General features: G+C 64.5%; 13 protein-coding genes. 3 read left to right on the forward strand and 10 right to left on the reverse strand.

Going from position 1 to position 15,060, the window contains the following annotated elements; translation table 11 throughout:
- Position 1: 1 nt before the first annotated feature.
- The gene (locus ACFQ95_RS08990) at positions 2-1,240 is read right to left on the reverse strand and encodes an MFS transporter (RefSeq protein ID WP_422830508.1); all 1,239 of its coding nucleotides are present in this window, start codon (positions 1,238-1,240) and stop codon (positions 2-4) included.
- Positions 1,241-1,741, reverse strand: a complete 501-nt coding sequence (locus tag ACFQ95_RS08995) for a MarR family winged helix-turn-helix transcriptional regulator (RefSeq protein ID WP_422830509.1) — start codon at positions 1,739-1,741, stop codon at positions 1,241-1,243. It abuts the gene before it with no gap.
- Positions 1,742-1,815: 74 nt separating this feature from the next.
- Between ACFQ95_RS08995 and ACFQ95_RS09000 the strand changes: the two genes are divergently transcribed.
- Complete coding sequence (locus ACFQ95_RS09000) at positions 1,816-2,382, forward strand: PaaI family thioesterase (RefSeq protein ID WP_422830510.1); 567 nt, start codon at positions 1,816-1,818, stop codon at positions 2,380-2,382.
- A gap of 5 nt (positions 2,383-2,387) precedes the next feature.
- Here ACFQ95_RS09000 and ACFQ95_RS09005 read toward each other — a convergent pair whose 3' ends face one another.
- From ACFQ95_RS09005 to ACFQ95_RS09020, 4 genes are all read right to left on the reverse strand, one after another.
- Positions 2,388-2,834, reverse strand: coding sequence for a rhodanese-like domain-containing protein (locus ACFQ95_RS09005; RefSeq protein ID WP_422830574.1), 447 nt, complete (start codon positions 2,832-2,834; stop codon positions 2,388-2,390).
- Between the two features lie 213 nt (positions 2,835-3,047).
- On the reverse strand, positions 3,048-3,980 hold the full coding sequence (locus ACFQ95_RS09010) for an ABC transporter substrate-binding protein (RefSeq protein WP_422830511.1): 933 nt from the start codon (positions 3,978-3,980) through the stop codon (positions 3,048-3,050).
- 46 nt (positions 3,981-4,026) lie between these two features.
- The gene (locus ACFQ95_RS09015; protein WP_422830512.1) at positions 4,027-5,190 is read right to left on the reverse strand and encodes an acyl-CoA dehydrogenase family protein; all 1,164 of its coding nucleotides are present in this window, start codon (positions 5,188-5,190) and stop codon (positions 4,027-4,029) included.
- Complete coding sequence (locus ACFQ95_RS09020) at positions 5,187-6,023, reverse strand: class II aldolase/adducin family protein (protein ID WP_422830513.1); 837 nt, start codon at positions 6,021-6,023, stop codon at positions 5,187-5,189. The genes ACFQ95_RS09015 and ACFQ95_RS09020 overlap by 4 nt, the downstream gene beginning before the upstream one ends.
- Before the next feature lie 222 nt (positions 6,024-6,245).
- Between ACFQ95_RS09020 and ACFQ95_RS09025 the strand changes: the two genes are divergently transcribed.
- Complete coding sequence (locus ACFQ95_RS09025) at positions 6,246-7,280, forward strand: ABC transporter substrate-binding protein (RefSeq protein WP_422830514.1); 1,035 nt, start codon at positions 6,246-6,248, stop codon at positions 7,278-7,280.
- A 71-nt stretch (positions 7,281-7,351) separates the two neighbouring features.
- On the opposite strand, the gene ACFQ95_RS09030 is transcribed toward ACFQ95_RS09025, so the two are convergent.
- Entirely contained in the window at positions 7,352-8,695 is a 1,344-nt protein-coding gene (locus ACFQ95_RS09030) for a dicarboxylate/amino acid:cation symporter (protein ID WP_422830515.1), read from the reverse strand.
- 169 nt (positions 8,696-8,864) lie between these two features.
- Between ACFQ95_RS09030 and ACFQ95_RS09035 the strand changes: the two genes are divergently transcribed.
- Positions 8,865-11,516: a PAS-domain containing protein gene (locus ACFQ95_RS09035; RefSeq protein ID WP_422830516.1), complete on the forward strand. Its 2,652-nt coding sequence runs from the start codon at positions 8,865-8,867 to the stop codon at positions 11,514-11,516.
- 14 nt (positions 11,517-11,530) lie between these two features.
- Here the strand turns inward: ACFQ95_RS09035 and ACFQ95_RS09040 are convergent, their stop codons facing one another.
- From ACFQ95_RS09040 to ACFQ95_RS09050, 3 genes are all read right to left on the reverse strand, one after another.
- Positions 11,531-12,172, reverse strand: coding sequence for a LuxR C-terminal-related transcriptional regulator (locus tag ACFQ95_RS09040; RefSeq protein ID WP_422830517.1), 642 nt, complete (start codon positions 12,170-12,172; stop codon positions 11,531-11,533).
- Positions 12,173-12,633: 461 nt separating this feature from the next.
- The gene (locus ACFQ95_RS09045) at positions 12,634-13,764 is read right to left on the reverse strand and encodes an LLM class flavin-dependent oxidoreductase (protein ID WP_422830518.1); all 1,131 of its coding nucleotides are present in this window, start codon (positions 13,762-13,764) and stop codon (positions 12,634-12,636) included.
- 119 nt (positions 13,765-13,883) lie between these two features.
- The gene (locus tag ACFQ95_RS09050; RefSeq protein WP_422830519.1) at positions 13,884-15,053 is read right to left on the reverse strand and encodes a c-type cytochrome; all 1,170 of its coding nucleotides are present in this window, start codon (positions 15,051-15,053) and stop codon (positions 13,884-13,886) included.
- Between the last annotated feature and the right edge of the window lie 7 nt (positions 15,054-15,060).

Here is a 15,060-nt window from a genome sequence, read left to right on the forward strand (position 1 = left end):
TTTACGCTGCCACTGCCACACGCGGCGGCAGCTTGGCTTCGCGTATCGGCAAATGCACCAGCGCGGCGCCAATCGCGAGCACGATGTCGGCGTACCACATCCAGTTGTAGCTGCCGGTGGCCGCAAATACCTTGCCGCCCAGCAAGGCGCCCAAAAAACCGCCCAACTGGTGCGCCAGCATCACCATGCCGAACAGCATGGCCATGTGGCGCGTGCCAAACATCTTGGCCACCAAGCCAGCCGTGGGCGGCACGGTAGACAGGAAACTCACGCCCATCCACGCGGCGAAAACCAGCACCACAAAACCCGTTTTGGGCGCCAACAGAAACAGCACAATGCCCAGCGCGCGGCTGGCGTACACCAGGGTCAGCAGCGACTTCATGCGCCAGCGGCCCACGGCCCAGCCCATACTCAGGCTGCCCACGATGTTGAACAGGCCCAGCACCGACAGGGCCCAACCGCCCCACTGCGGCGACAGGCCACAAGCCTCGATCACACCCGGCAAGTGGGTGGCCAAAAACGCCACGTGGAAACCACAGACAAAGAAACCCGCGCTCAGCATCAGATAACTGGGCGTGCGCAGAGCGGTGCGAATGGCCTCGGAAGCCGTCTGGTTGACCACCGGCGCACCCGCCGATGCGGCCAGACTGCTGCTGTTGCCACGCAGCACCCAGGCGGCCGGCAGCGCCAACAGCGTCAGCACCGCCAACACCTGCAGCGCACCACCCCAACCCAAGCCCACGGTCAACGCACCGGCCAAGGGCGCCACCAGAAACTGGCCAAATGAACCACCAGCGTTCACCACGCCGGTGGCAAAGCCGCGTCGCTCGGGTGGCAGCAAACGTGTGGTGGCGGCCATCAGCACCGACGGCCCGGCCATGCCGGCGCCGCCGGCCGACAACACACCAATGGCCAGGATCAGCCCCCAGGTGCTGGTCATGAAGGGGGTGATGAACGTGCCCAGCACAATCAGCAGCACACCCGTGAGCACCACACGGCCTGTGCCCACCTTGTCGGCCATGGCACCGGCGAACGGCTGCGTCAGCCCCCACCACAACTGGCCAAACGCAAACGCCAGGCTGATCTGCCCGACCCCCAGGCCGGTGGCCGTGTTGATCGGGCTAAGAAACAAGCCCATGCTTTGGCGCACGCCCATGGTCAGCGCAAACGCACCGGCGGCGGCCAGCAGAATCAGCCACGCGGGGTGGATCTTCGATGGATTCAAAGGAGTGGTGGACATTTAAAGTTCCTCGAAAGCTTCAACGGCCTCTGGCGACAACAGGGCCAGGGATTCATCAACCAGCTGGTGCAGCGCGATGACCCGCTCCACACCCAGCAATTGGTTCAACTGCTCTTGCGCCACCCGCCAGCGGCGCTGGGCCAACTGGCGCTTCTCGCGGCCGGCCTCGGTGAGTGTGAGCATGCGGCTGCGGCCATCGGGCCCGGCGCTTTGCTCCACCCAACCGGCCGCAATGGTGGGCTGCACATTGCGTGTCAGGGTGGAGGCCTCCATCTTCAACAGCTTGGCCAGATCCGCCGGGCGCATAGGGCCCTTTTTGGCCAGGCAAGTCAGCAGCGAATACTGCGTGGTCTTGAGCCCGGCACCGGCCAATTCGGCGTCGTAGAAACGCCCTACACGGCGCATCAACTGGCGCAGCTTGAGGTTGGTACAGCCTTGCGGCTTGAGCGCCACCTCTGGCGCGGAGGCGACATCTGGGGAAACATCTGCAGGTGCAATCATGGCATCATTGTAGCTGCAATAGTTGCATATGCAATTTTTTAAATTTCAAACCCAGCTGAAGAAAGGCCTATACCATGAGCACCACCGCCCCCTCAACTGAAGTGAGGCCTGACCTGCTGGCCGATTGGCTGGCCGCTGAAGCCGACATGAGCCAACGCATGCTGGCGGGCGCTGGCCCGGGCGTGGCCCGGCCCGATCAACTGGTCGGCAAAACCGGGCTGGAAATGATGCAAGCCATGCTGGCCGGCGAGCTGCCCTACCCGCCCATCGCCAAGACGGTGAACTTTCAGTTGATGGAAGTGGCACTTGGGCGCGCGGTGTTCCAGGGACGCACGGGCCCCGCGCTGCTCAACCCCATGGGTACAGTGCATGGTGGCTGGTTTGCCACCATGCTGGATTCAGCGCTGGGCTGCGCCGTGCATTCCATGATGCCCGCTGGCCGGGGCTACACCACGGCCGAACTCAGCGTGAACATTGTGAAAGCGCTGACCCCCAAGGTGCCCCTGGTGCGCGCCGAGGGCAAGGTGCTGCACTGCGGCCGCCAGTTGGCCACCGCAGACGCGCGGCTGGTGGGGCCCGATGGCACGCTTTACGCGCATGCCACGACCACGTGTTTGGTGTTTGAGATGCCGTCGCGTTAAAGAATCTAATCCTGCACCCACGGCAGGCCGTGGAAACGCCAGCCATCAAAACGGCCGCGCTGCTTGGCGTCGTTTTGATCCCCCTCGAAACCTTCGCGCACAAACCACACGTTAGGCACACCGGCGCGCGCGGCGGCCTGTGCCGCCAAGGCTGAGCGTTTGCCACTGCGGCACAAGAGCAGCACCGGAAAACCCGGCGTCGCCGCATCGGCCACCAGGGCTTCGAGTTCACGCAGGAACAAGGGGTTGCGGATCAGCGGCAAACCCTCGGCCCAGGGCAGATGCAGGCTGCCCGGCACATGGCCGACAAAACGGTACTCGGCGCTCGAACGCACATCGACCAGCAAGGCGTCTCCGGCCTGCACCAGCGACCAGGCCCGCGTAGGCTCTACGCTGGTGGGCAATGGCTCGTCCGTCGCACCCGCTTCGGCCTTGCCGGGCAAAACCGGCACCTCGCCACGCGCCGCCAAAGGTTCTCCTGCGAGCGCGGCCGCCCAGATGGCGAACGACCAGCGAGGGTGATTCGGCGGCAGCGCGGGCTTGCCTATCACGGGGCGGCCCAATAGGCGGCCAAACACGGGGCGCAACGAGAGTTGCATCGGTGTCGTCATGGGCTTTTTCTCCCTTTGAAAATCTCAGGCCTTTGGCGCACTCAAGCTGCGGGCTCAGGCCGCCGAATCAAACGTGCCACTCACGTCCAGGCGTTGGCGGATCAGGCCGGCGGCGAGGTAGAAATCGGCCGTGTTTTGCTGGTCTTTCAGCACTTGTGCATCGATGGGAATCCAGCGTGTGGCACGGCGTTCAAACTGCAGCTTGGCGGCATCGGCCGGGATGCCGATGATGCGCGCCAGAGCAGCGCCAAACTCAGCCGAGTGTTGGTACGACCAGAGCTGTGCCCGCTCCACACGTTGCTGAAAGTCGCGCAGCGCGGCACGCTTGCTTTTCAAGGCGTCGTCGGTGGCGGCGAGAAAACTCAAGCCCGTCATCAGGCCACGCCCATTCACCAACACCCGCGCATGGCCGCCGGTTTCGGCCAGCGCGGTATAGGGCTCCCAGGTCGACCAGGCGTCTATAGAGCCCTGTGTCAACGCCAGCTTGGCTTCGGGCGGTGGCAAGAAACGAAAGTCGGCGTCGCTCGCGCGCAGGCCGGCCGACTCCAATGCCCTGAGCGCCACCAGGTGGCCCACAGAGCCACGGTTGGTGCCTATACGTTTGCCCTTGAGGTCGGCCGCGGTTTTCAAAGTGGAATCGGGGCGCACCAGCACCGCCGTGCCATAGGCATCGGAGCGGTTGGCCGCAAAGGCTTTGACACGGCTGCCGGCCGCCAGGGTGAACAACAAAGGGCCGTCGCCAATCGGGCCCAGGTCAACCGCATTGGCGTTGAGCGCTTCGGCCAAAGGCGCAGCGGCGGGAAATTCGCTCCACTGGATGTCGTAAGGCAGGTCTTTTAAACCGTCAGCGGCTTCGAGCAAGGCACGCAAGCCGCCTTTCTGGTCGCCGGCGCGCAGCACGGGGCGGCCTTGGGCCTGCACCCAGGGTGCGGCCAGCAGGGTGGTGGCCGCGGTGAAGGCGGCGCGGTGGAATTGGCGTCTTAACATGATGGATTCAGCTTAAAAACAATCGTTGAAACGAGGGACTGCAAGCTCACAAACCGAGGGCATGTTTGCCCGCGGCGACGTACACGCTGTCGTCTTGCGGCGTGTGCACGCGGCCACACAAGGCATCGCGCAGGTGGCGCTCCAGTGGGTTGTGGCGCGACAAACCATGGTTGCTGCTGAGCGCCAAAGCGCCCTGCACCACCGCGACGGCGTTGTGGGTGGTTTGCGCCTTCACCAGGCCGCTTTCGGCCGAAGCCGGCAGACCACCGGCATCCAGGGTTTGCGCCAGGCTGCCCAACAAGCGTTGGTTCACCAGCAGCAAGCCCTCGATGTGGCCCAGCGCTTCCTGCGCACGTGGCAGGCTGGCCAAGGCAGCGCCCAGGCTGGCCGGCTTGCGCTCCTGCAAAAAGCCCACCAACCAGTCGCGCGCGGCACGCGCCACACCGGTGTAGAGCGCGCCCAGCAGCAAGGCCATCTCGGCCTGCATGGCCTGCGCAGATTGCGCCGCCGCCGGGCCATAGGCCCAGTCCTGTGGCTGGCGCAGCTCCAGCGCATGTTCGGCCGGCAGGGCCACATCGTCGAACAACACATCGTGGCTGCCGCTGGCGCGCAGGCCCAAGTGGTCCCAGGTGGGCAGCACCTTGACGCCAGGCGCGTCGCTGCGCACCACAAACGAGCCCACGCGGGGTGTTGCCTCATCGGTGCGCGCCCACACCACCAGCCAGCGCAGTATGGGCGCGCCGGTGGAGTACACCTTGTGACCGCTGATGCGCCAGCCGTCTGCCGTGCGGCGTGCCACCGTTGCGGGCAGGCCGCCACGCGCGGGCGATCCTAGCTCAGGCTCCACCCGTAGCGCGTTCACCAGCGACACCTCGTGCACCGACTCCTGCACCAATTGCGCTGCCAGCGCCGGTGGCCAGGCCGCCCCCTCCCGGCCCATGCTGCGGTGTTGCATGTATTGCATGGTCAGCACCAGTGCCGTGGCCGGGCAGGCATGGCCCAACGCACCAATCACCTCGGCCAGCACCCCCACGGGCGCCCCCTGTCCGCCCAATGCACGTGGCGCTGCCAGGGCCAGCAAACCGGCCTCCTGCAGCTCGGCGAAATTGGCGTGTGGAAAACTGCCTTCGCGGTCGTGTGTGGCGGCACGGCTGGCAAAACCCGCGGCCAAAGTGCCGGCCACTTGCGCCGGGGTCAAAGGCGCGTTCACAGCAACACCTCGGGTTCCCGGCGCACCAGCACGTCGAACAAGCTTTTAAACGAGAACACCGCTCCACCCGGCCCGCCAATCTGGCTGTGGGTATGCCGCGCCACGTCGGGGCGTATGGGGCGTGGCACACCGGCGGCTTCGGCCAGCAATTGCGCCTTGCAGGTGTTTTCCAGCGCGATGTACCACCAGGCGGCGGCCTCCACACTCGGGCCTGCGGTCAAGATGCCATGGTTTTGCAGGATCACGGCTTTCTGCTGGCCCAGGGCCTTGCCAATGCGAAAGCCTTCATCGGTCTCCAGCACCACACCCGTGAAGTCATCGAACAAGGCATGGTCTTCATAAAAAATGCAGGCGTCCTGCGACAGCGGGTCCAGCCGGCGGCCCAGGGCCGACCAGGCTTTGCCATAGGTTGAATGGGTGTGTGCCGCAGCCACCACATCCGGGCGCACCTCGTGCAAGGCCGCATGGATGGCAAACGCGGCGCGGTTCAGCGGACCCTGGCCGATGACGATCTCCCCCTTGTGGTTCACCAGCAGCAGGTCGGACACCTTGATCTGCGAGAAGTGAACACCCAGCGGGTTGACCCAGAAGTGGTCGGTGAACTCAGGGTCGCGCGCGGTGATGTGCCCGGCCAGGCCGTAGTCAAAGCCCTGCTGCGCAAACAGCCTGAAGGCCACCGCCAGGTTTTCCTGCCGGTGCCGGCGCTCGGCCGCGTGGCTGCTGCGCGGCGCGGCCGCGTCAAACCAATCGTGGCGTTGCGCCGGATGGTTCAACGGGCGCTTGACACTGCGGGCAAGTTCTTCAAGGTCGGGCACGGACAGCACTGCGGACATGGGGGCTTTCTGTAGGGGAAACAACAGCCCCACTCTAGGCAGGCCCCAGGTGCACGACAACGAAGAAAACCGCGTGAAGACATGCGGTTTCGGCATGTAGCGCAAGCCCGTTCGGCGGCAGACATTTACTGCATATCGTTGCTACCCATCGATCTTTGCAGCCACGCGCCGCCGGGGCCAAGCTCTGGGTTTTGTGACCGCCCGCTTGAAAGGCCTGCCTCCATGACCGCTACCCCAGTTCCCCCCGCTCTCACCAATTCCCCGCGCCGCCGCTCGCTGCTGAGGGCGATCTCGGCTGTGGGAGCCAGTGCCATCGCCGGCCCGGTATTCGCCGCCAGCGCCGCCACCACGCCCGATCTGTCCAAGGTCACATTGCGCATAGGTACCTACAAAGGTTTGTGGCGTGCGCTCTTCACCGCCGCCGGACAGGCGCAAACACCTTACCGCATCGAGTGGCACGAACTCAACAACGGTGTGCTGCACATTGAGGCGATCAACGGCGACGCACTCGACCTGGGCTCGGGCAGCGAGATCCCGGCGCTGTTCGCCGCGCGGCAAAAGGCGCAGGTGAAGTTCATCGCCGTGGTGCGTGAAGACCTGAACAACCAGGTCACCCTGGCGCGCAAGGACGCGCCGATTCAACGCATTGCCGATCTCAAGGGCAAACGTGTGGGCTACGTGCGCGCCACCACCGCGCATTACTTCCTGAGCAAGCAGTTGGCCGAGGCCGGTCTGTCGTTCAGCGACATCAACGCCATCAACCTCACGCCGGCCGATGGACTCTCGGCCTTTGATCGTGGCGACCTCGACGCCTGGGCCATCTACGGCTACAACGGCCAACTCGCACGCCTGCGTTATGGTGCCCGTGTGCTCAAGACCGGGCTGGGTTATCTGTCGGGCAACTTCCCGATCTACGCCAACCCGAAATCGGTAGCCGAGCCCTTGAAACACGCGGCCATCAGCGACTACCTGCAGCGCCTGCGCCGCGCCTACCTGTGGTCCAACAGCAACTACCTGGCCTACGCGCGCGCCCAGGCCGCCGAAACCCGTGTGCCCGTGGGTGATCTGGTGGAACTCTGGAACGCCCGCAGCACCGACTACGACCTGCGCCCGGTGACCGAAGATGTGGTGAAAGGCCACCAGGCCGGGGCCGATACCTTTTTGCAACTCGGCGTGCTGGACGGCCCGGCGCAGGTCGCGCCGCTGTGGGACCGCAGCTTCGCCTCTGCGCTGCAAGCTACACCCGCCGCAGTCTGACGCAGCTCAAACAAAAAAAGAGGCCCCAACGGGCCTCTTTTCAACAACGCATCAACGGATGGGCAGCAAGCTTACTTGCCTACAGGCAATGCCCCCGACAGCGGCAGGTCATCGATGTCCACACTCTTAGGGCCACCGTCCAACGCCAGCTTGAGCTGGTCACGGTCCAGTGCATTTTCCCAGCGCGACACCACCACGGTCGCCACGGCGTTGCCCATGAAGTTGGTCAAGGAACGGCACTCGCTCATGAACCGGTCCACCCCCAGAATCAGCGCCATACCGGCCACCGGCACTTCGGGCACCACGGCCAAGGTGGCGGCCAGGGTGATGAAGCCTGCGCCGGTCACGCCGGCTGCGCCCTTGGAGCTCAGCATGGCGACCAGCAGCAGTGCGACCTGGTGGCCCAGCGTCAGGTGGGTGTCGGTGGCCTGCGCAATGAACAGCGCCGCCAGCGTCATGTAGATGTTTGTGCCATCCAGGTTGAACGAATAACCCGTGGGCACCACCAGCCCCACCACAGACTTGCTGCAACCGGCTTTTTCCATCTTTTCCATCAACGATGGCAAGGCAGATTCAGAAGACGAGGTGCCCAGCACCAGCAGCAGTTCGGCCTTCAGGTAACGGATCAGCTTGAACACCGAGAAGCCGCAAGCACGTGCCACGCCCCCCAGAATCACCACCACAAACAGCAGCGAGGTGATGTAGAACGTGGCCACCAGGCCCGCCAGGTTGACCAGCGAGCCCAGGCCGAACTTGCCTATGGTGAACGCCATGGCACCAAAAGCACCAATCGGCGCGGCCTTCATCACGATGTGCACCAGCTTGAAGATGGGCTTGGTGAGCGCTTCCAGGAAATTGAGCACCGGCTTGCCCGCATCACCCACCATCGCCAACGACACACCAAACAACACTGCCACCAACAGCACCTGCAGAATGTTGTCGCCGACAAACGGGCTGATCAGCGTCTTCGGAATGATGTCCATCACGAAGCCCACCAGGCTCATTTCGTGCGACTTGGCGACGTAGGAGGTCACTTCCTTCTGGTCCAGGTCAGCCGGGTTGATGTGCATGCCCGTGCCAGGCTGCAACACGTTGGCGACCACCAGGCCCACCACCAGCGCCAGGGTCGAGAAGAACAGGAAGTAAGCCATGGCTTTGGCAAACACCCGGCCCACGGTGCTCAGGTGCGTCATGCTGGCAATACCGGTGACGATGGTCAGGAAAATCACCGGCGCAATGATCATCTTCACCAGCTTGATGAAGGCGTCGCCCAGCGGCTTGAATTCAGCCGCAAATTTCGGTTCGAAATGGCCCAGCAGCACCCCCAGGATGATCGCCAGCACGACCTGAAAGTAGAGCTGCCGGTAAAACGGTAAGCGCACGGGCGCAGCGGTTGGGGTGGGGATGGCAAGCATGGTTTGGCTCCTGGTCATTCGAGTGATCTGGGCACGCAGGCGCGCCCGGCCCAGTTTGTAACGCTTGGCGGCCGGTTCGCCCATAACCTATTGGTATTAGGTAGAAGTGCGTAGAACGGTTTTGCCCTCGCCACACGCTCAAATCCGGGCTTGCCGCGATACTCCGGGCATGCATTTCCTTCGCTCTCCACGCCCCTGGCTGATCGCGCTGATCATCGTTGGCGGACTGGTGTTGTCGGTATTGGGCGCCTACCACTTCGCCAACGCCCGGGCGCTGGCCGAAGAAGGCGACAACGTGCGCGGCCAGTTACGGCTTTATGCCCAGGCGCTGCAACAGCGCATAGACCGCTACCGCACCCTGCCCCAGGTGCTGGCGCTGGACCAGGAATTGCGCGAGGCCGTGTCGCGCCCGCTGTCACCCTCCGACGTGGCGCGGCTCAACCTCAAGCTGGAACGCGCCAACGGCGCCAGCCTGTCATCCACCCTCACGCTCATAGACCACCAGGGCACGGCGCTGGCCGCCAGCAACTGGCGCGATCCACGCAGCAATGTGGGGGTGGACTACAGCTTCAGGCCCTATGTGCAGCAGGCGCTGGCCAGCGGCAAGGGCCAGTTCTACGGCATAGGGCTGACCACGGGCGAGCCGGGCTACTTTCTGTCACAAGCCATGCTGGACGCCAGTGGTGCGGTGCGCGGCATCGTGGTGATCAAGATCGCCCTGGCCGAGCTTGAGCGCGAATGGCTGCAAACGCCAGACATCGTTTTCGCCTCGGATGCCCACGGCGTGGTGTTTCTGGCCAGCCGCGCCGAGTGGCGTTACCGCCTGCTCGCGCCGCTGAGCGCGCAAGACCAGCAGGAGCTGGGCGCCACGCGGCAATACGCCGACCAGCAGTTGCAGGCACTGCACTACACCACGCAGGAAACGCTGACGAACAACAGCCGCATCGTGCGTGTGCAGCAGCCGCTCGAACGCGGCGAATTGCTTTGGCAAACCCTGCAGGCGCCCGAGCCCGAATGGCGCCTGCACCTGCTGCACGACACCCACGCCAGCACCGTTGCGGCGCGCGCAGCGGCAATCGCCGCCGCGGGGCTTTGGCTGGCCCTGTCGCTGCTGGTATTGTTCATCCAGCAGCGCCGCCGCCTGTGGGCGCTGCGCCTGCGTAGCCGCCAGGAACTCGAGGCCGTGCTGCAGCACCACGCCCAGGAGCTGCGCTCGGCGCAGGACGGCATTGTGCTGGCCGCGAAAAAAGCCGACACCGGCCTCAGCCGCAGCCTGGAACACCTGCCCCAGGGCGTGGTGGTGATAGACCCGCAACTGCAGCTCGTGGCCTGGAATTCGCGCTACGTCGAGCTGTTTCGTTTTCCGGCCGACCTGCTGCAGATCGGCCGGCCGATTGAAGACTTGTTCCGCTACAACGCGCGCCGTGGGCTGCTCGGGCCCGGTCCGATAGAAGAAGCCATACAGCGCCGGCTGAACCATCTGCGCAGCGGCAAGCCACACCTGCGCGAGAGCGAAAAAGACGACGGCACGGTGCTGGAAATCCGTGGCAACCCGCTGCCCGAGGGCGGCTTCGTCACCAGCTACGCCGACATCACCAGTTATAAAAACACCGCGCGCGAACTGCGCTCGCTGGCCGATGCGCTGGAACACCGCATAGACCAGCGCACACGCGACCTGGCCCAGGCCAAGCGCGAGGCCGAGAACGCCAACCGCTACAAGACCCGTTTTGTGGCCGCGGCTGTGCATGACCTGCTGCAGCCACTGAACGCCGCACGCATGTTTCTTTCGGCGCTGCGTGGCCATGTACACGACGAGGCCGGCCAGCAACTGTCCGACCATGTGGAGAGTGCGCTGATGGCGCAGGACGGCATTCTCAACAGCCTGCTAGACATCGCGCGCATGGAGGCCGGCCAGCTGCAGGTGCATGTGCGCGACTTCGCGCTGGCGCCACTGCTGGATGCGCTGGTGCGCGAGTTCGGCATCCTGGCCGAAAGCCACGGCCTGCGGCTGCGTGGCGTGCCCACACACTACATCGTGCGCACCGACGAGGCGCTGCTGCGCCGCATCCTGCAGAACTTTTTGTCGAATGCCGTGCGTTACACCCGGCAAGGGCGCATCCTGCTGGGCTGCCGCTTCGATGGCGACCATCTGCGCATCGAGGTGCACGACCAGGGTCCGGGCATTCCCGAAAGCCTGCAGGGCGAAATCTTCGAGGAGTTCCGCCGCCTGGACGAAGGCCATGGCAACGACCGGGGCGCCGGCCTGGGCCTGGCCATTGTGGAACGCATTGGCCGCGTGCTGGGCCATCAAATCGGCCTGCGCTCGCAGCTAGGCCGCGGCAGCGTGTTCTGGGTGCGCGTGCCGTTGGGCGACGTGGCGGCCAGCCAGACCGCACCCCCGCCGCCATCGGCGCTGGAACCTCTGGACGATTCACCGCTGCGCGCTTGCCGCTGCTGGTGTATAGACAACGACCCCAGGGCCTGCGACGCCATGCGTGCCTTGCTGCAGCGCTGGGATTGCGACGTGGCCTTTGCCGGCGGCCCGCAAGACGCCCTGCTTGCGGCCAGCGGCGATGCCGCCCAGGCGGCACCACAATTGCTGCTGCTGGACGTGCGCATGGGCACGGTGTATGGCCCGCACCTCTATGCCCGCCTGTGCCAGATCTGGGATGCCAAGCCGCCGGTGATACTGCTCAGCGCCGAGCGCGACGAGGTACTGCGGCAAGAGGCCGCTGAACACGGCTGGGGACTGCTGGCCAAACCGGTACGTGCACCGGCGCTGCGCGCGCTGATGAGCCAGATGCTGCTGCGCCACCAATAAGCGGTGCGAAAAATTTAATTACTGCCGCTCTCGGGCTCCAGGCTCTTCACCAGCACCGCCGCCTGGGTGCGGCTATAACACTCCAGCTTCTTCAGAATGGCGGTGATGTGCACCTTGACGGTGTTCTCGGCCAGTCCCAGTTCGTGGGCGATTTGTTTGTTGAGCAAGCCGTCGGCCAGACACAACAACACGCGAAACTGCTGCGGCGTGAGTTGCGCCAATCTTGCGGCCAGTTGCGCATCGGCCTCGGAGCGTTCCGCCGCCATAGGCTGAAACCAGTTGCCGCCTTCCAGCACCGTGCGTATGGCCTCACCCATGGTTTCGGCCGGTGCCGATTTCGGGATAAACCCGGCCGCGCCAAACTGCTGCGCGCGGCGCACCACACGCGGGTGTTCGTTCGACGAGATCACCACCACCGGAATATCGGGGTACTCGCCACGCACGTGCAGCAGCGACGAAAAACCGTGCGCCCCCGGCATCGCCAAGTCAAGCAGCACCAGCTCAATGTCGGCGTGCTCCTGCAGCGCGGAACGCAGCGTGGCGGCACTGGCCGCTTCCCACACACACAGGGTAGGCAATGACTGGCGCAGCACATGGATCACCGCTGCGCGAAACAGCGGATGGTCGTCGGCGACAAGCAGTGTGGTGCCGGGCATGGGTCTTGGCGGAAAGTCAGGGCTCGCGTCGCCTTAACGGCCACGCACCGGAATGCGTATGTCCACCGGGCCGTAGCGCATGTGCATGTAGCCAAAGCCAAAGGCAGCCAAAAGAGCGGCGATGGTCACGATCCAACCGACGGCCGTCATGATCGAATTCAGGATTTTCACTTTGTGTTTTGAGGAATGCGAAGAGACTGGCATTCTGCCAGTTGGACCAGCCCGCTTCGACGGCTGCCACGCAATGGGCTCGCACCAAAGAAAATGCCGGCAGAGCCGCTGGATCACTCCAACCGCGCTGCCGGCACAAAAGTGCATCACCCGCCGGTCCATACATGAACTTGCGAGGAACACACCGCCTGGGCATCCCCAATCTGCCCGCTATCTTTCCCCTTCTCTCTTCTCTCTCTTCCGCTATCCGTCAAGACTCCCCAGTCTTGACTTCCCCAACCCATGTGGTTTCAAGCTGCCTTGCGCTCCAGCGGCTGCACATGTACATCCTTGGCTTGCGCGGCCAGTTTGGCGTCCAGCGCAGCGACCTTGGCGCGCACCAGCGGCAGCAGTTCACGGCCATACTCAATGGCATCGACCAGCGGGTCGAAGCCACGGATCAGGAAGGTGCTGATGCCCAGCTTGTAGTACTCCAGCAAGGCATCGGCCACCTGCTCGGCCGTGCCCACCAGCGATGTGGAGTTGGAGCGGCCGCCGATTTCGCGCGCAATCGCCGTCCACAGGCGCTGGTCCACACGATCACCCTTGGCCGCATCGGCCAGCAGGCGCTGCGCCCCTTCGCTTTGTTGCGGCCCGGCACCGCGTGCAAAACCCTGTTGTGTGCGCAGGCGGCGCGTGTCCTGCAAAATTTGATCGGCACGCGCCCAGGCTTCATCTTCGGTCTTGCCCAGGATGGGGCGGAACGAAATGCTGAAGTTGAGTTCGCGGCCGTTTTGCGCGGCTTCGGCACGTACACGGCGCACCAGGTCGCCGGCTTGCGCCAAGGACTCACCCCACAAGGCGTAGACGTCGGCGTGTTTGCCCGCCACCTTCAAAGCCGGGGCCGAAGCACCACCAAAGAAGATGGGCACACGCTTGCCGTTCACCGGTTTGATTTCGCTCCACGCCCCCTTGGCGCGGTAGTAAGTGCCGTCATGGTCAAACGGCTTTTCTTCGCCCCAGACGCGGCGCAGCACTTGCAGGTACTCATCGGTGCGGGCATAACGTTCGTCGTGGCCCAGGTAGTCGCCGTCGCGCTGCTGGTCTTCGTCCGAGCCACCCGAGATGTAGTGCACCGCCACACGCCCGCCGGTGTAGTGGTCCAGCGTGGCCAATTGGCGCGCGGCCAGGGTGGGCGACACAAAACCGGGGCGATGGGCCAGCAGGAAGTGCACACGTTGCGTCGCGGCAGCGGCATAGGCCACGGTCAACAGCGGATCTGGGCTGGTGGAACTGGCGGGCACCAACACGCGGTCAAAGCCTGCATGTTCATGCGCTTGTGCAAACGCCCGCACGTAAGCCGGGTTGAGGGCCGGGCCTTTGGGTGCAATGGTTTCTGAAACCTCTTGCGACTGAATCATGCCTATGAACTGGACTGCCATGTGAGAAAACTCCTGTCAGGTGAAATGCTGTCAATGCCTGGATCTTCAAACCCAGAGGCCTCATTGCCAACGAAGGAAAACGTGTTTGGGCATGCGGTTTTTGCACATGTACAGCGGGCTCAATGTGGAAAGCCGCCGCGCAGCAAACGCACCGGTTCTGCGTCCATGCGCCGCACCAGGGCATCCAGGCCTTCGCCCGGTGTTGCGTTGGTTTTGGTGACGGCCGGCCCTGTCACACCCGAGCGGCACACCAGGTCGTCCTCCGACCACGCAGGTGCGCCCGGCAGGCCACGCGCACGCAGCCAGCCGGCGCGATCCACAATCATCTGGTAGCCCGGCAACTCGGTTTGCGGCACGCCCAACACCAAGGCCAAGGCGGCCATGGACGCCGGGCCATCGGTCAGGCATTCAGGGTCGTCGCCCGCGTCTTGTGGGCGCGCGGTGGCCACCAGGTCGACCAGGCGCGGATCCTGTTCGGGCAGGCCCGCTGCGCTGGGCAGTACCACACGGACGCGCTGACCCAGCAAATCGTGTGTGCTGTGCTCGCCACTCAGGCCGCGCCTGCAGCGCACCGCCAAGGCGGGCAAGCGTATAGGCCGCTCCCAGGCGCCACTCTCGCGCAGCATCTGGCCAGCGGCGTGGGCCTGCAGGTAGTCCAGCACGTCCCAGACCTCTTGGTCGTTCAGCACATGGCCAAAACCCGGCATGGTGGGCACACCGCCACGACCTTGCATACCTTCGCGCACGCGCCAGAACAACTCACCATCGAGGCGCTTCCACAACAAGGCGCCATTGAGTGATGGTGGCCACATCGGCAGGCTGGCCGCGTCGGGTCCTTCGCCCCGACCGTCCGTGCCGTGGCAACGAATACATTGCTGCTGGTACACCGCCTGGCCACGCACAATGCCTTGTGCGCTAAAGCCGCTGGGCGACTGGTGCAGGCTGGTGGGCACGGCGGCAGTCAACAACAGGTTTGCATCGGGCCAGGGCGTCAACACCAGCACCGCCACGGCCAGCAGCCACAACCGCTCGCGCGCGCGCCGCCAAAAAAACGACCATAGGACCAGGCCGGCGGCAAACACGCTGGCGCCCAGCGCTGTGAGCACACGCCGCGCATGGCCAGCATCGACCAGCAGCATTTCGGCCGATAGGCGATGCGCAAACGGCCACGCCGGTTGGCCATACACCTCGGGCGCCAGGCCCAGCCACGACAACAGGCTACGCAGACCTTGTTGCGCGGCCTGCAGGCCTTCGAGCAGGCCGTTGACTATCTCGGGAGAAAGTGCCACAGGAAAC

This window comes from Variovorax sp. HJSM1_2 (assembly GCF_049316285.1).
In the GTDB taxonomy this organism is placed as follows: domain Bacteria; phylum Pseudomonadota; class Gammaproteobacteria; order Burkholderiales; family Burkholderiaceae_C; genus Rhodoferax_B.